Source organism: Pseudomonas sp. MF08875 (assembly GCF_059862525.1).
This window is the reverse complement of sequence record NZ_JCBCUW010000035.1, coordinates 1-15,434: the sequence shown is the minus strand read 5'-3', so window position 1 is coordinate 15,434 and position 15,434 is coordinate 1. Positions and strand designations below refer to the sequence as shown.

Genomic DNA, 15,434 nt, shown 5'->3' with positions numbered 1-15,434 from the left:
CGTCACGGCTTCTGCGCCAGGCAGAACACCGTCAAACCGCCGAGGCGATTGGCTTTCATCAGGGGCAATTCCAAGCTGCACATCGCTGTAAGCATGCCGTTGACCAACGGGTGGTGAGCCTTGAGCTGGGAGCGCGCCGGGCCTGGTTGCTGGCCTTTGGGCATCAGGCGCAGGGCGGCGGCAATCGGCAGCACCAAGCCAAAGTAGTAGGCACCGTGGCGCACCTGCAAACCCGCGTCGCGGGCCACCTGCTCCATGTGCTTGAGGGTGTAGCGGCGCTTGTGTTCGAGGAAGTCGTCGTGGTCGCTCCACAGGGCTTGGAACGCCGGCACACTTATCAGGAAGCGGCTGCCCGAGGGCACCTTGTCCACATAGGCGCGCAGCAGGCCAACGTCGTCGTCTACGTGTTCGAGTACGTCCATCAGCAGCACCAGGTCAGCCTCTACCTGATCGACGCCAATGCGGTAGTGCACCGGTTTGCCACTGACCGTGGCGTCGGACTCGGCGTCGTAGCTGATGTCCACGCACCAGGCCTCTTGGGCCGCGGTGTGGGTCAGCAGGTGATGGGAGAAAAACCCGGAGCCTGCGCCCACATCCAAAATGGTCCGGGCCGGTTGGCCTTGCAAAAACCGCGTCAGCGCGCGGGCCTTGGAGCGGTAATACCAGTGCTGGTTAATGCTCGCACCGAGGATGTCGGTTTCCTTGAGGTCCATCGGTCAACCCTTAGTGCTGTAGATACGCCGCACCAAGAACACCGGGCGCCGCTTGGATTCAATGTAAGTGCGCCCCAGGTACTCGCCGAGCACGCCAATGCCGATCAATTGCAGGCCACCGAGGAAGGTCACCGCCACCATCAGCGAGGCGTAGCCAGGCAGGTCGATGCCGTGGATCAACGCCCGTAGCACGATGAAAATGGCGAACGCAAAGGAAATCAGCGACACCCCCAGGCCCAGGTAAGTCCAAATACGCAACGGTTCGGTGCTGAAACTGGTGATGCCTTCCAGGGCGAAATTCCACAGCCGCCAACCGTTGAACTTGGTCGCCCCCGCCGCCCGCGCCGGGCGCACATAGTCCACGTAGGTGGTGCGAAACCCAACCCAGGCGAACAGGCCTTTCATAAAGCGTCGCGATTCGGGCAGCGATTGCAGGGCTTGGACGACGCAGCGGTCCATCAGGCGGAAATCACCGACATTCTCCGGCAGCTTCTGCTCGGCGATGCGGTTGTGCAGGCGGTAGAAACCATTGGCCGAAACCTGCTTGGCCCAGGAGTCGCTGTCGCGGCTGACACGGTGGCCAAGCACTACTTCAAAGCCCTCGCGCCACAGGGCGATCATTTGCAGGATGACTTCGGGAGGGTCTTGCAAGTCGACATCAATCGGCACCACCACTTGCCCAGCGGCGTATTGCAGGCCGGCAGTGAGGGCCGCTTCCTTGCCGAAATTACGGCTCAGGTCGAGGATTGTCAGGCGCGGGTCGTGCTGCTGGCGTTCCAGCAACAGCTCCAAGGTGCCATCGGTGCTGCCGTCGTTGATGAACACGATGTCCACCGCAACCTGCGTCTGGCTGCGAAAAACCTCAGAGATACGGGCGATGAACAGGTCGATGCTCTCGACTTCGTTGAAGACCGGCACCACCAGAGAAAGCGTCAGCGGCGTGGTTGGGCCTGTTACGTGCGCATGGGTCAATTGATTGCTCTTTTTTTATATGAGTTTTTATCAATCAGAACCTTGGCCGGCCGCTCTACAGCGCCGATTACACCCCCAAGGAGCGTCGTATTAAGCAGCAGGCGAACGGGGCTGGCAAGGGCATTGGCCCGCAGTTTTTTCGCTTCTGGCGTTCATTTCGCCGAAGTTGTCGGAGATTTCCCCCTAGATGCCCTCTGCCTCAAACCTTCATAGGCAATATCCCCTCACCATTGCTAACAGGTGCGACCTGGCCGTATTGAGGTCGGCAGCTAAGGTTCTTTCCCACAGGCCAGGCGCCTGTCACCCCACAACAACTGCAAGGAGCAGCCCCATGTACTTTGAGATCTACCAACAGACCACTGGCACAAGCCTGACCGGCCTGAACCAATGGCGCTGGCGCTTGAAAGCCGGCAACCATGAGCCCATCGCCAGCGGCGAGGCCTACCACAACAAGGCCGATTGCCTACACGCCATCACCCTTATCGTCAGCACCCACCGTGACACCCCAGTAAAAGAGGTCGCCGCCCGCTGAGCGCAACGTATAAACCAAAAAGCCCCGTCCATTCCTGGCGGGGCCTTAGGGCATGCAAAACTGATATACAGAAACGAAAAAACCCCTGAAATGTTTAACCATTTCAGGGGCTTAGTCTTATTCAATAATGGCGGAGAGATAGGGACTTTCCGAACCCACCCCTCAACGCCTTTAAACCCCGTATTCATTGGCCCTTCGGCCCGTTTTGCTACAAAATTTTGCTACAAAACGCTAAAAAAATGATCTACGATCCGGGCCATATTGGCAAGCGGAAAATCCCATCATGGCAAGTGACAATCTGGTGCTTCGAAGCGGCACATGGCACGTCAGACTCACGATCCCTGCGGATGCCCGCCCTGCTCTCAATCGCCGTGAGTTCACTGCCAGCCTAAAAACAGGCTCCAAGACTGAAGCGCAGAAGCGCAAAGCCCCCTACCTATCCCAGTGGAGCGATCTGATTGCCACTGCACGCAACGGCGGGAAAATCGACGTTGAAGACCTGCGGTTAAGAGCCAAACAGCTCACCGAGCATCTCGACACTCTCTACACAAACCTCGTGATGGGGTCTGTCACAACGGGCATGCTCGAATACAAGCCGGAAAATATCCATGCTCAGCAAGCGCTGGATGACCACTTATGGCTTGAAGACAACGAGGATGCAGAGCGGATCTTGCGGCATTTTGAGGTTGGCCGGGAAGCTGACCCGCTTGAGCTATCGAAAGACATGCAAAAGCTCGTATCCGGCAACCTCAACCGCCATTTCGACGGTATGCGCCTGACGCCATCAGACAAAGCAGACATTGCTGGAATACTCAAAGACCCGAAGTCCTATCAAGCCAAGTCCCCCATCACCGCCTCTCGCCTGACCACCTTCGAGAACTACCAAACCAAAACGAAAGGGATCATTCAGAAGACTGTAGATATGCAGGTCAAGCGATTGAACCTCATCAAAGAATGGCTTGAGAAAAACCAGAAAGAGCTGAAACACGACAGTATTTCCGAATACCTCACGACTCTGACAATAGCCGACAAGACGAAAAAGCAGGTGTTGTTTGCAGGCTCGAGCTTCTGGAAATGGGCGATACGCCACGATGAGAGCTTCAAAAAGATTCACAGCAAAGAACAGTCGCCCTTCGAGATGCACGAATTCGCTGCGCAACGCGGCAAGAAGAACCCCACCACCGAGCGTAGGGCTTTCAGCCCGGAAGACGTGCAGAAGCTGCATGCCGAAGCCCTGAATCAGGACCGTCAGACGCTCGCAGATCTCATCGCCTTGGGTGCGTATACAGGGGCACGAATCGAAGAGCTTTGCCGGTTGAAAAAGTCGGACGTGATCTCGGAGGAAGGGATTCAGTGCTTCTCGATCTACGACAGTAAAACAGAAGCCTCTACTCGTCTCATCCCTATCCACGAATCCCTCAAAAGCATCGTGGAAAGGCTAATCGCAGAATCGGACGACGACTATCTGATCAAATCCCCTGCGGGGAACAAGTATGGGAATCGCAGCGATGCGCTCAGCAAGCAGTTTGGCAGACTCAAAACCGGATTGAGCTACAACGGGCAATACGTGTTCCACAGCTTGCGCAAGACAGTCATCACGCAGCTTCAGCGTGCAGACGTGCCCGGAATCCTCATCGCCTCAATCGTTGGGCATGAAACCGGCACAGTGACATTTGACGTATACAGCGCAGGACCAAGCCCTAAGCAAAAGCTTTCAGCCATTTCCAATCTGAGCTATACCCTAAAATGCGGCGAGTCACAAACTTGAGCTACGCCTTTGGGCGTAGCTCAAGTGGAATGGCACAGATTCATACTTCTTAAAGGATTACTCGAACCACCTACTGGACGAATTTCTTACCTTTCTCTGTAATAGAAACCGGCGCTTTAAGCTTATCTGACGGAGTTAAATATGTAACATCATTCAACTTATTTATTATCATCACATTCCCACCAGAGTCTACGCTCAAATCAAACTGGTAGGGCCGATTTTCATTTCGATCAAATTTCTCCAAGTAAATAGCGTTTTTGTATTTACTTGGCCGATAGACAGTAAGCTGGTTATTCAATTGTTTACCATCCTTGTAACCAATCACCTCAAGGAAGACAAGACCATCAATATCACTCTGCTTACCCACATATTTAACATCACCCGAGCCCAACTTCCTAATCGAATAAGCATACTCGACATCGTTTCGGTTAATTACCAAATATTTTGATTTAGAGGCTTGCTCAAGAACCTTATTACCTACCCCTTGAACAGAGATACTGGTTCCTTTTTTATCATAGCCCGAGTTCGCCTCAATGGCTTCCTTTGGCGGGGCTGCAAAGGCATTAAAAGCGAATGCAACAGAGGACAAAACGAGTAGATTTGAAGCCAACATCTTTTTCATTAATGACAATCCCTATCTTTCCATAAATGTCTACCACTGACAAATGCTACAATATGCCTATAAACAAATCCACCGATAATGGCATATGCAAATCCAAAGAAGCGTAAGACATACGCAGAAAAGAAAGAAATCATAGAAACCGCTCAGGAGAAGACTGACGCTTTTTTGAAAGCACGAGCAGAGTCAATTTTCAGCAGCGTAGTGAACGAGGAATACAAAGACCGCCTGCCGTGGACTGCCCCCGTGTTTAGGACGAGGTTCATGAACCCGGCCAGCGGCACGATCTACAACGTTGAGAACAGCCTTCTACTGTCAGAGCTGACCGCTGAGAAAGGTTACGACTTTCCATTTTTCCTCACCGCCAGCCAAGGCTATGCGGCGAAGCTCAGCAACAAGGGCGAGACTGCCGATTTCGTGGTCCACCGCTTTGGCATGTCGATGGGCAACGCAAAGACGAGAGACGATAGCGGCCAAGTCGTAGAAATTCTGGACGAAAATGGTAAGCCAAAGCCCGTCTACCGCCGTGCTTGCAAGCTAACCCCAGTCTTCAATCTTCAACAGTTTACTGGCGAGCTACCTACTCGCTTCCAAAAGCTGATCGACGCTTACGCAAAGACTCCGACCTCGGCAGAAGTCGAGACTGTCTTTCAGTCGCTCGTAGACACGATGCCGACCAAGCTGCGCCGCAGCAATAGCGCCGAAGGCGCAAGCAATTACTACTCCCCTTCCCTCGACTTCGTGAACCTCGCCCCTTCTGCGCAGTTCAAGAGCCGCTTGCAGGAGCTATCAACTCTCTCACATGAGGTAGCACACAGCTACGGGCACAGCAGTCGCAAGAACAGAGAAAGCCTTGCCCGCTACGCAGAAGACCCGGCGTTTCGTGGCTATGAAGAGCTGGTTGCGAATCTGGCAGCTCAAGCAGTCTTGAAGCACTTCAATCTACGCATGAACGACGACGAGCGCAGCGACCTCGACAACGCATTCGTAGCGAACCACAACACGTATGACGTGGGCTGGGCAGCTCAATTAAGCGACTCTCCACAGAAAATCTTTGAAGCTGCGAACGATGCCGACCGAGCGGCGAGCGAGATGATTTTCAAGATCGAGCAAGACCTCAGTCTCAAGCTTGAAGCAAACCCCGCCTTGCCCGTGCCAGAGACGTTCAAAGCCGGACAGTCTGTAAGGGCTGAGCTTGCCGCAGAGCGTGAAACAGAGCCTGAAAAATCAAACAATAAAAAGCGCAACGAGGTGAAAATATGAGAAACGAAGAGTTAAGAGAAATACTTGAAGACGACGATGAGCTTCTTGAAATGCTGGGCGACGGAGAAATCATCTTAGAATTCGAAATCACAAAGGTTAAGCAGCAGCCAGCGTTGCACTACCCTCCCGAGTTAATCGTCCACTGAGAAATGAGCCGTAACGGCTCGTTTTCATTTCTGATATCCAGAAATTCTAAGCCACGCGCTTTCGATATCCCGATATTCTATTTCCACTTGATCTTTAGCTTGAGCCTGAGCGTTGATCAATTCATGATCCGTTTCAGATTTCATTCTGAACGGAATCAGAACAGATTAGAATTTGATTCAGAACAGACTCAGAACAGAATTCTAACGCATTCAGAACAATCGCCATTATTTTCAGAACGCATTCAGAAAATTCCAAATTATTTTCTGATTACGTTCAGATTTAGAAAATCCAAATGGTATAACTAAATAAACTAAATATTAAAATGGAGAACATTCTCATGACTATTGCACAGCAATTCTCGAAAAAACCTAACATAATCGCTTTTGGCTCTCAAAATGGCGGAGCAGGAAAAACTACCACAAGCTTCAATTTTGCAGTTATGCAGTCGCTTCGCGGCCGCAAGTGCATTGTGATCGACCTCGACAAGCAGCACTCCGTTGCTGAGCTTGTTGATGCCCGTGATAAAGAGCGAGCTGCCGAAATCGCGGAGCTTGAGGCGAAGATTGACGCCACTCTCCACAAAGGTTTGGTGAAAAAATACGAAAACCGTATTCAAGCGATTCTGGACATGCCTCAAATCGAAGTCAAAAGCTTTGAGCTGGACGAAGACATTCCAATGTTCCTACGTGGATTCCAACACTACGACGACATCATTATTGACTTACCTAATGGCGAGCTTGATAACGGCTATGCGCGCATTGCACGCCTCGCAGACGTGTTTGTCTTCATGTTCAAAGATTCTCGCATCAACTACAACACAAAGCACCACTGCCAAGCTTTGATTCAGGGCTTGCAGAAAGTGGCGGCCCGAGATGGGTTTACGCTCGACACAGTTTTCAAGACTCACGTCCTCATCAACAAAATGCCCAGTCAAAAAGCCATCGACAATAAGCGTGTAGATATCACGCGCAAGCTTGGATCTGAATATCTCGAATTTGCGCCTTTGCTAAAAGAGCAAGTGAGCGAGCGTCAGCCCGTGCGTAACGCATCTGATAGGGGCTTGTCAGTGTGCGAGCTGGACAACCAGTTTTCTCGCGTAGCCACCAATGAGTTTTTCAACCTTCTCCAAGAAATTGAAGCTCTCGCAGAAACCAAAAAATCCCAAACCATCACTCAATAAGGAGAATCGAACATGAACAACACATTCAAAAACCTCATCAGTAAGACAGACTCCGCAGCTCAAACCTCTGCAAGCACAGCCCCTACCCCAGCGTTGAGTAAGCTCGAAGCAGCGATCATGCGTGACGTTGAAGCGTCATCAGTAGCAGCTACAACAGCGCATCCGCTTGCAGCCTACCTCGCTCTCAAGCCAGATGGCACGAAAGCAAAGGGCTACGTCAGCGTGCGTGTCACGGAATCAAGCACTGAGCTTGAGAACATCTACAAGGAAATGACACAGAACGAACCAACCGGGGCGATGGCGCAGAACATGCGAGCAAAAGTCGATCAGATGATGGTCCTCGAAATTCTTGCAAAGGGCAATCCTGATCTGAAAAAGCTCATCGACAAAGCAGAGTTTATCGCTACGAGACGATCAGAGGTTAATCAGCTCTTAGCACTTACAGACAAGTCGCTCGAAGAATATCTCAGCTAACTCACCTCAAAACCCGCCAGATGGCGGGTTTAGGTTATCTACTCAATCAGTCACGCTGCAGCAGTTTCTTACGAGCGTCATTGAATTCTTGCTCAGAGATATGTCCATCGTCCTTCAGCTTCGCCCATTTAATCAGCTCATCTGCTACGGAGAACGACTTCAAGCGCTCACCTTTGATAATGTCAATCTCTGACGATTCTGGATTTTTTGGTTTACTGGCAAACACACCATTTTGCTCAACCCATTCCTTGTGCGTGAGAAGCGGTTCGTAAAGAAGCTTTGTGAGTGCGACCTTATAACCAAACGCAACGGCTCCTGCGAAAGCAAAATTTTGCATCATCATTTCATTATATTCCCGCCGGTAAGTATTCGACCTATCACCAGTGAGACCGTGCCAAACCACTACACCCGCACAAAGTGCAACGCCTATCCAAATATAAATCGCTGCGCCACGAACAGCCAATTCGACGTATGAGAAATCTTTCGTCCGGCGAAGCATGAAGAAGCCGATTATGAGAAACAGGACGGGCAGGACTCCTACAAAAAACAAAGTCGGCATCATCAGCAGGGCAAAAAGCACGATCTTGCTATGGTCTGTGCTTGTCAAAGGCGTGTTACTCATTCCAAAGTCCTTATTAGTGAGTCGAAAAAAGGGGTAATCATAACCTGAATAGTGGCGCATTAACAATACCAACCAACTTCACTCAATCAAGATTATTAATCCCTGCGCGCTTGTGTTGAATCGAAATATTTCTGCTGGACTTTCTGTCATAACATCCAACACAGAGCACCTCAGAATACGATCACTCACGAACGTTTGTTAATCAGCCACTCCACCAGACCAGAGTTTACGACAAGACGAGCAATACGGCTCAAATTCCATATATGTATATCTTTTCGCTCTCCAACGGTCGGAGCCAAGTCACCTTTGCAGGTGTGATAAATAAAATACATCTCGTCAAACTGCTCATACTCGTCATAAGATTTCAAATAGCTTTCAAAATCAGATTTCGATGTGGATGATTTAATCTGCACAAAAGCCCGCTTTTGGGTAGCTGGTGAATACACGTCGAGGTCAATATCCTTCTCCGTCTTGCCAAGCACGGAAAAACGCTGCCAGCCGGATTTGGAAAAAATCAGGTCAATCAACAACTCGAAATCGTGCCACCACAATCCTTTGATCAGCTCTTCTACCTCATCCCTGAGCCGCTGCAAGGAGTCCTTGGCCGCCTGAACCTCATCAATCGTGTGGCCATTGATTTTTTTGATTAGGTAATCCTGCATATCAACTGCGCAGATCGTCCCCCGATAGCCCTGCACCTTCGTGACACGTCCATCAATATTCTCAACCCGCAGAGGCTGGCCGTGGATGTCACATGAGGACCACTGGCCAATCACTTCACGTATACGGCTCTGGTCAGACAGCTCAGTGACTTTCGCTTCAGCGAAGCACCAGTAGAGACGTTTTTTGTAAAACGTGATCCACAGGCAGCTCTCTGGAAGCTCGTAGAAAGCACGGATCTGATTCACTGAGCTTGTCGTAGGGCCTTCCTTCCCCCCACGAGCTTTCAACCAAAAGCGCCTGACCGCATCCCAGTTGCCGTCGAGTGAATCCTGGTGATGTGGGCTGTGATACCCGAGCCTGATGACCCTCTCCGCAATGCTGGAAGCCTCCCACTCGCCGCCCTCACCGAGTTTGATGAAGCGAATGTGTGTAGGATTAATCATCTGCATTTATAGCCCCTAACACCCTATGTTTCGTATTGACCACGAATAGTGCTTCTTGTGATTCAATACATTCTCAAATATTACCGTGGATAGTATGCAGACGATTGGGAGCCTCTTTATTAAGGAGGCTACCATAGTGCAGGTCAATATTATGGCTTATTCAAAACCTTTTAGCCCAGACATACCGTAAGCGTCAGTGGTGAGCAATGACGCAGGGTTAGGGTATGATTCAGGGACACCCGGCCCTGTAACCTGCTTATTCGAACCAATGCTATTAGCAACGGACAAATTCAGATCATAAAGCTTACTAAGAACATTATCAGACTTCTTAAATCCATAAGCATTCAGAACTGCCGCATCAAGTAACTCCTGCGCCGTCTTAAGTGGGTTTTTGCCGGGGAGATCGAGCGTTTTATAAAGCTTCCTCAGACCACCTGTCACACCACTAACGGCCTTGAACTGAACCTCTCTGAGCGCACGCCCTGCGGCGGCTACCGCTTCTACATCTTTATTGGAGGGGGTTTGAGGCCAAGGGAATGTCTCAAAAACTGATTCTGCAGTGTAACGGAGTCGCTCCGTAAGATTTGAACATTTTGCTACGAACCATTCAGCATGCGCGCTGGATTGCAAGATTCCGAAGCTGTAGTCATCCGCTAACGCAAAAACTTGCAGAGCGTCACCGGGACGAAGCTGGGAGTCGACAAAAAAGAACAATGGCCGTTTGGTGACACGAGAACAAGCCAAATATCTCGGGATAGTGGCGATACCGGAAATTAACTCTTTCCGAGCGCGCCAGTGTCTCCACCAGTAATCCACCGAAGTCGAGCGCTCCGAATCCTCATCCTTGCTCAGCATATCAGGCAGGACATTCACTTCGAGGTGCTTGAACAAACTTTTTGCCTTTGCGGCTTCAGTAATATCTGACTCTTCGAAATCAATTATATAGCGATACACGGAGCGACCAGATAGCAAGTCAGCCCCAATGACATAAGGATGAAGTAAGCGCTGCTCTTCGGCAGGAACAGAGGCCTTTTGTGCAGTTTTTATGAGAAAGCCATCGTGGCCGGGAGTGATACCCTGACACACTATAACATCGTCATTGCATTTTAGCTTGAAGGTGCCACCAAGATCAATTTTGTCGGATAGAGAGGCATTGATGTGGTCCACCAACCTTGTATCCAGTTCAAACTCTTTACTTGCTTGACCGGTTCCTCGCGGTTTTCGAACCTTTGGAGTGCTCGATTTAATCTTTTGCCAGAGTCGTTTCTTAACAGGTATCAAAGACGCATCATGGCTTTTGATCCAATTTGCAATTGAGACATTGACGTTAGCCTCACCAGACCATGGCTGGTTATCTACAGCTTCTATAATTGTCCCACTGGTGCAAATAACATCCAACCCACCGACCCTGCTGGCATTGCTTCGAATATTTTGGGTTCCTACTAACCCTGCACGCCCAGCATACCAATTTTTCTGCTGACAGGTAGCTAAATGCTCAGCGGAGCGATTAAACCAATACACACAAAAATCAGCCATACCCGGAATCTCAGGATAAGCTTTGCGTAGTTTCTTAACATAAGTGCTGCCTTGCTTGGGCTTGAGTAATTTAGCACCCAAGAAAGGAGGATTACCAATAATTACATCGACTTCCGGCCAAACCGTGCGTTCCCCACTATCAGTCATCAAAGCATCAACAGCAAGGAAGTTGGAATCTAAATTGTCGAGAGGCAGGGCTTGCTCATGAACATGAAGCTCATCAATAGCAAGCTTGTGAGCCAACATCATAGTTACTTTCGCCAGCTCAACAGCGAACGGATTTACATCCAACCCAAAAAAGTTTTTACTTGTTACAAAACCTAATGTTCGCTGAGAGGCGTCGATGCTTTTATATTCACCCATCCTCTCGTAAATTCTTGCTTCCAGCCTTTTTATTTCTCTATACGCTGTATATAGGAAATTCCCAGAACCACACGCTGGGTCCAGAACCTTGAAGCTTTCAATATCCCGCAGAAGAATCTCAAGCTCTTTCAAAGTTTTTGCTGAGTCGATACGTGCTCGCCATGGTTCTACGATAGTAGGCCCTACGACCTTCATGATATCCACGGGGCTGGTATAATGGGCACCAAAAGCTCGCCGCTCTTCTGCGTCCATACTATGTTCGAAAATGGCACCGAAAATTTCAGGACGAACCTGTGACCAGTTAAATTTCGCAGCCTCTCTGAGTAGTGTGACCTGCTCTTCTGTGAGTTCAATTTCCGCAGGCACGGCGAATAGTCCGCCATTAAAATATGGGACACCTTTGTATCGCCCCGCAGCGGTAACGCCGGGGGTATTCATCTGAGTAAAGAGCTGGCCGATTAGGTCATACGATTTTTCAGGTGTTGTGCAATCATCGAGGAGCCGAGCGAAAAAATACTTTTCGAGCAATCCGATATCTTCAGCAAAAAGTGCCATCAGAACCTGCAACGTGAATCGTTGAGCTAATGGACGCGGCACTTCGTTATCTATCAACGACCGAAAAAGCTGAACCAATTTATCAGCGGCTTCTCGAGTTACTGTTTCTTGATGGTTCCCGAAAAGTGGGGTTTCCGTTTTCTTGAAAAGGAAAGCGAGTGGACCGAATCTCTCAGGCAGCTCCTGAAGACTAACCTTATCCACCGGGCTATCCATCTGAGAGTTGAAATCATAAATCCAAAACTCATCAAAATTACATAGCACCACATATGTTGGTCGATTCGGAACAAGTCTTGTCCAGTATGTGAATGCTTGTGAATAATGCTTGGAGAGATCCTCGCCGCGCTTTTTCATCTCTACAAGAACAACAGGTTTCCATACCAGATCAGCGAAGCTGGTTCCTTTCTTTTCATTCTTTACTCGCATTTCACAGGTAGCGCCTGCTTCCTTAAACCCTTCGTGGCCAAATGCTCTGAAAAGTTGGTCAAGAAATATCTGAGCCTCGCCCTTTTCGTCGCCCTTAATGTGCTTTTCGCACCATTCCACGAAATTCCTAATAAGCAGTTCTTTCTGCTGCATAAACCTGACTTCCTGTGATAACTACGCCGGTTGAGCAACGGCTCTTCCATATGGCTAAAGGTTTGCGAAGGGTCAAATGGCTATCATGCTACCCCGAATGATCACATTCGTCTGCCGGAAAGTGAGTGCCCAACCTCAACCGAACCACTCCTGCAGCATCGAGGTGAGACAGAGCAATGGGTAGGCCAGTGCGGCACAGGTAAGGTCGCTGAAAGCCAACGCCTCTTGTCGTATGGTCGAAGAACCGGCCCTTGAGCACCTTCTCCACCATCTTGCTACGCTGGGTGCGGAGCGATCAGTAATCTCCAAGAAAAAAAGCCCTGTCAGGGCTTCGGGGTTCTCTTACGCTGGAGCTTCGTGTCAGCGTTCTCGACCTTCGCAGGCTTAGCCTTGGGCTTCGGAGAAAGCTCAACTGCCTTCGCTAACAAGTCTCTCAACGCATACCACGCGCCAGATTCCTGTGATACTTCGGCGGGCTTCTTCGATTTTCCATTGTCAGGGAATTCTACAAAAACCTTTTCGCCTTCGTGAATAACACGCTGTCCGTCCCTCATCAAATAATAGCGTGCTCTGCGAAATCGTTGAGAGCGATACTCAGCATCAAACCTTAAATCTTTTATTTTTTCATAATCCGTTTTACTCATAGTCATTACCGTTTCACAAGAACAATTTCTTGCTTACTTTAATGATAACATTTGAAAGGCTGACGAGGAGGCATTAGGGCAAATATCTCCCTCTCAAATCCTTTTCGAGCGCATCGACGTATTTATTGTTATTTTCAACAAGGTCATCAAGCCCCTGATACAGCTCCCTTAAAGCTTTATACGCTCCGCTGTAAAGCTTGCAGCGTTGAAGCTCAATCTCGGCACCCTGCCCATTACTGCACTCGGCGAAATAGTAAAGCTGCTTACCCTTGCTACTGGTTTTATGACCAAGCACAGGGATTTTTCTAAGCTCCCCGTCCTCATTGATAGCAAGGTAGATGCGGGTTGCATGTCTAAATTTCACACAGAGAAAATCATACCCTCTAACTTTAATCTTTGCATAATAATCCATTTAAATCTCAATTGTTATAATCATAACATAACATAATTATTTTAATATTTGTCGTAAAAATATCAGCTTAGCGACAATTTTCAAAAAATAAAATGGTATAACTTAAGTAAGGAGATGAAAAAAACTCCGATAATAAAAACAAATGGTGCTATTAATGTCAATCTTAAAAATGGAGTTCAACAACAACCAATACCAATGTCACACAGTATTCGAATACAAAGACTATCCGAAAGATGCTGGATTCAAATGGGAGAAAAAAGCAAAATGCTGGTATACAGACAGCATTATTTTAACGAAGAATCTAATCGACACGCTTAAGAAAGAGAAATTCGTTTATGAGATGTCAGACAGCTTCACAGAGCAATACGAAAAAGAAGAGAAAGCGCTGAAAGCGAATCTCAAAGCAGCTTCAAAAGTGGCATCGAAATTTAAAGCCCCTGCCCCAGTCGGCCTCGACTATCTACCATATCAGAAAGCGGGAATCGAATACGCTTCGAAGAAAGGCAGTGCGTTATTCGCAGACGAGATGGGCCTTGGTAAAACAATCCAAGCAATTGGAGTAATCAACACAAAGCCTAACGTTAAAAAGGTGCTTGTGATATGCCCGGCAACACTCAAAACTAACTGGAAGCGTGAGCTTAGCAAATGGCTTGTGAACGATGATTTGAGAAACGCTGTGAGCGTTGTTGGTAGCAAAATAGGCTTATCAACTTCCGACATTATCTGCGACGTTATGAACTACGACTTGATAGCGAAGAAAGCGGCGACACTCGCATTAGTAGAATATGACTACATCATCTTCGATGAAGCACACTATCTCAAGAATGAAAAATCCAAGAGAACCGAAGAAGCATTGAAGATCAAGTCTAAGAATTTCTTTGCTCTAACCGGCACGCCCTTTTTGAATAACCCATTCGAGATTTTCACCATCGCCAATAAGCTTGATCCGGTTGCGTTCAAATCATACGGCTCATTTGGATACAGATACTGCAGCGGTCATTTCCAGAAAGTAGATCCTGACTCTTTGAAAAATCTTGACGAGCTTCAATCAAAATTGAAAGAAGCTGGCATGATTCGTAGATTGAAGAAAGATGTGTTGGGTGAGTTGCCTGACAAAGTTCACTCAACATTAGCGATTCCGACCGACAGCTCAAACTCAGATTTCAAATTCGCCATCCGTGCAGAAGGTCAATTCATCGAAAAGTCATTCAAAGAATACAACTCAATCTTGACAGCGTTGAGCAAAATCAAGAAGCGCACAGATGAATACAGCAAGAAGCTCGAGGAATTGAGAGCTATGAAGACTGAGTTCAGAAGTCAGATCAGCAGAATTCGCAGAGAGACTGCGATAGCGAAAGCGCCCATCGTTGCTGAATACCTTCAAGAAGCGGTGGAGAGCCAAGGCAAGGTTGTATTCTTCGCTCACCATGCGGATGTGCTCGACATCGTGCAAAACAAGCTCACAGCGGCGGGCATCAAAGCTGTGCGTGTAGACGGGACAATGAGCCAGAAAGCTCGCCAAGCGTCGATTGACGGCTTCCAAAACGGCGATGCGCAGGTCTTTATCGGCTCAATCAGAGCGTGCTCAGAGGGGATCACCCTGACCGCTTCAAGCACCGTGTATTTCGGGGAGATGGACTGGACCCCAGCCAAGATGATGCAGTGTGAAGATAGATGCCACCGCATCGGGCAGAAAAACTCAGTGTCCGTCATCAACGTCGTAGTAGAAAACACAATCGACGACTACATAGCATCGACACTCGCTAACAAGAGAATCGTAATCAGCAAGCTTTTGAACGAAGAAAACGAGCAGGACGGCGAATCCTGAATTCAACACATAAGTGCAACGCTCACCCCTGTATGCACTTCGTACGGCGTCTTCCAGCCCAAGCGCTTGCGCGGGCGTAGATTGATCCTCGCTACTGTCCGATTGACGGCTTCGACGGTCA

At 48.9% G+C, this 15,434-nt stretch carries 15 protein-coding genes and 1 pseudogene; 7 read left to right on the top strand and 9 right to left on the bottom strand.

Annotated features, from left to right (window positions below):
• Nucleotides 1–2: 2 nt before the first annotated feature.
• Both AC19YT_RS19365 and AC19YT_RS19360 read right to left on the bottom strand, forming a co-directional pair.
• Nucleotides 3–713, bottom strand: coding sequence for a class I SAM-dependent methyltransferase (locus AC19YT_RS19365; protein ID WP_095107206.1), 711 nt, complete (start codon nucleotides 711–713; stop codon nucleotides 3–5).
• A 3-nt stretch (nucleotides 714–716) separates the two neighbouring features.
• The gene (locus AC19YT_RS19360; RefSeq protein WP_500610843.1) at nucleotides 717–1,685 is read right to left on the bottom strand and encodes a glycosyltransferase family 2 protein; all 969 of its coding nucleotides are present in this window, start codon (nucleotides 1,683–1,685) and stop codon (nucleotides 717–719) included.
• Nucleotides 1,686–2,016: 331 nt separating this feature from the next.
• Here AC19YT_RS19360 and AC19YT_RS19355 point away from each other — a divergent pair, with 331 nt between their 5' ends.
• On the top strand, nucleotides 2,017–2,217 hold the full coding sequence (locus tag AC19YT_RS19355) for a YegP family protein (RefSeq protein ID WP_095107202.1): 201 nt from the start codon (nucleotides 2,017–2,019) through the stop codon (nucleotides 2,215–2,217).
• Between the two features lie 283 nt (nucleotides 2,218–2,500).
• A complete protein-coding gene (locus tag AC19YT_RS19350) occupies nucleotides 2,501–3,985 on the top strand; it encodes a site-specific integrase (RefSeq protein WP_044272850.1) in 1,485 nt (494 codons plus the stop codon).
• Between the two features lie 70 nt (nucleotides 3,986–4,055).
• Here the strand turns inward: AC19YT_RS19350 and AC19YT_RS19345 are convergent, their stop codons facing one another.
• Nucleotides 4,056–4,607: a hypothetical protein gene (locus AC19YT_RS19345; protein WP_052439784.1), complete on the bottom strand. Its 552-nt coding sequence runs from the start codon at nucleotides 4,605–4,607 to the stop codon at nucleotides 4,056–4,058.
• A 261-nt stretch (nucleotides 4,608–4,868) separates the two neighbouring features.
• Here AC19YT_RS19345 and AC19YT_RS19340 point away from each other — a divergent pair, with 261 nt between their 5' ends.
• The 4 genes from AC19YT_RS19340 to AC19YT_RS19325 all read left to right on the top strand — a co-directional run bounded on the left by AC19YT_RS19340 (nucleotide 4,869) and on the right by AC19YT_RS19325 (nucleotide 7,668).
• Nucleotides 4,869–5,867, top strand: coding sequence for a zincin-like metallopeptidase domain-containing protein (locus AC19YT_RS19340; RefSeq protein WP_228394496.1), 999 nt, complete (start codon nucleotides 4,869–4,871; stop codon nucleotides 5,865–5,867).
• Nucleotides 5,864–6,013: a hypothetical protein gene (locus tag AC19YT_RS19335; protein ID WP_153430128.1), complete on the top strand. Its 150-nt coding sequence runs from the start codon at nucleotides 5,864–5,866 to the stop codon at nucleotides 6,011–6,013. Before AC19YT_RS19340 ends, AC19YT_RS19335 begins: the two co-directional genes overlap by 4 nt.
• A gap of 338 nt (nucleotides 6,014–6,351) precedes the next feature.
• Nucleotides 6,352–7,194, top strand: a complete 843-nt coding sequence (locus AC19YT_RS19330; RefSeq protein WP_044272849.1) for a ParA family protein — start codon at nucleotides 6,352–6,354, stop codon at nucleotides 7,192–7,194.
• 12 nt (nucleotides 7,195–7,206) lie between these two features.
• The gene (locus AC19YT_RS19325) at nucleotides 7,207–7,668 is read left to right on the top strand and encodes a hypothetical protein (RefSeq protein ID WP_044272848.1); all 462 of its coding nucleotides are present in this window, start codon (nucleotides 7,207–7,209) and stop codon (nucleotides 7,666–7,668) included.
• Nucleotides 7,669–7,714: 46 nt separating this feature from the next.
• On the opposite strand, the gene AC19YT_RS19320 is transcribed toward AC19YT_RS19325, so the two are convergent.
• The 5 genes from AC19YT_RS19320 to AC19YT_RS19300 all read right to left on the bottom strand — a co-directional run bounded on the left by AC19YT_RS19320 (nucleotide 7,715) and on the right by AC19YT_RS19300 (nucleotide 13,485).
• Nucleotides 7,715–8,290 carry an SHOCT domain-containing protein gene (locus AC19YT_RS19320; RefSeq protein WP_044272847.1) on the bottom strand — a complete coding sequence of 192 codons (576 nt, stop codon included), beginning with the start codon at nucleotides 8,288–8,290 and terminating at the stop codon, nucleotides 7,715–7,717.
• 185 nt (nucleotides 8,291–8,475) lie between these two features.
• Entirely contained in the window at nucleotides 8,476–9,402 is a 927-nt protein-coding gene (locus AC19YT_RS19315) for a hypothetical protein (RefSeq protein WP_044272846.1), read from the bottom strand.
• A gap of 150 nt (nucleotides 9,403–9,552) precedes the next feature.
• Entirely contained in the window at nucleotides 9,553–12,429 is a 2,877-nt protein-coding gene (locus AC19YT_RS19310; protein WP_044272845.1) for a DNA methyltransferase, read from the bottom strand.
• A 323-nt stretch (nucleotides 12,430–12,752) separates the two neighbouring features.
• Nucleotides 12,753–13,073 (bottom strand): hypothetical protein, encoded by a 321-nt coding sequence (locus AC19YT_RS19305; RefSeq protein WP_152641147.1) that lies wholly within the window; start codon nucleotides 13,071–13,073, stop codon nucleotides 12,753–12,755.
• 73 nt (nucleotides 13,074–13,146) lie between these two features.
• Nucleotides 13,147–13,485 carry a hypothetical protein gene (locus tag AC19YT_RS19300; RefSeq protein WP_044272843.1) on the bottom strand — a complete coding sequence of 113 codons (339 nt, stop codon included), beginning with the start codon at nucleotides 13,483–13,485 and terminating at the stop codon, nucleotides 13,147–13,149.
• Between the two features lie 154 nt (nucleotides 13,486–13,639).
• Between AC19YT_RS19300 and AC19YT_RS19295 the strand changes: the two genes are divergently transcribed.
• Nucleotides 13,640–15,313, top strand: a complete 1,674-nt coding sequence (locus AC19YT_RS19295) for a DEAD/DEAH box helicase (RefSeq protein ID WP_500610842.1) — start codon at nucleotides 13,640–13,642, stop codon at nucleotides 15,311–15,313.
• Nucleotides 15,314–15,315: 2 nt separating this feature from the next.
• Here the strand turns inward: AC19YT_RS19295 and AC19YT_RS19290 are convergent.
• Nucleotides 15,316–15,434: pseudogene (locus AC19YT_RS19290) on the bottom strand (IS30 family transposase); the annotation flags it as partial.

Bases quoted from the DNA above. Each gene is read 5' to 3' on its own strand.
- AC19YT_RS19365 (WP_095107206.1), bottom strand. From the start codon at position 713: ATGGACCTCAAGGAAACCGACATCCTCGGTGCGAGCATTAACCAGCAC.
- AC19YT_RS19355 (WP_095107202.1), top strand. From the start codon at position 2,017: ATGTACTTTGAGATCTACCAACAGACCACTGGCACAAGCCTGACCGGC.
- AC19YT_RS19350 (WP_044272850.1), top strand. From the start codon at position 2,501: ATGGCAAGTGACAATCTGGTGCTTCGAAGCGGCACATGGCACGTCAGA.
- AC19YT_RS19345 (WP_052439784.1), bottom strand. From the start codon at position 4,607: ATGAAAAAGATGTTGGCTTCAAATCTACTCGTTTTGTCCTCTGTTGCA.
- AC19YT_RS19340 (WP_228394496.1), top strand. From the start codon at position 4,869: ATGAACCCGGCCAGCGGCACGATCTACAACGTTGAGAACAGCCTTCTA.
- AC19YT_RS19335 (WP_153430128.1), top strand. From the start codon at position 5,864: ATGAGAAACGAAGAGTTAAGAGAAATACTTGAAGACGACGATGAGCTT.
- AC19YT_RS19330 (WP_044272849.1), top strand. From the start codon at position 6,352: ATGACTATTGCACAGCAATTCTCGAAAAAACCTAACATAATCGCTTTT.
- AC19YT_RS19325 (WP_044272848.1), top strand. From the start codon at position 7,207: ATGAACAACACATTCAAAAACCTCATCAGTAAGACAGACTCCGCAGCT.
- AC19YT_RS19320 (WP_044272847.1), bottom strand. From the start codon at position 8,290: ATGAGTAACACGCCTTTGACAAGCACAGACCATAGCAAGATCGTGCTT.
- AC19YT_RS19315 (WP_044272846.1), bottom strand. From the start codon at position 9,402: ATGCAGATGATTAATCCTACACACATTCGCTTCATCAAACTCGGTGAG.
- AC19YT_RS19310 (WP_044272845.1), bottom strand. From the start codon at position 12,429: ATGCAGCAGAAAGAACTGCTTATTAGGAATTTCGTGGAATGGTGCGAA.
- AC19YT_RS19305 (WP_152641147.1), bottom strand. From the start codon at position 13,073: ATGAGTAAAACGGATTATGAAAAAATAAAAGATTTAAGGTTTGATGCT.
- AC19YT_RS19300 (WP_044272843.1), bottom strand. From the start codon at position 13,485: ATGGATTATTATGCAAAGATTAAAGTTAGAGGGTATGATTTTCTCTGT.
- AC19YT_RS19295 (WP_500610842.1), top strand. From the start codon at position 13,640: ATGTCAATCTTAAAAATGGAGTTCAACAACAACCAATACCAATGTCAC.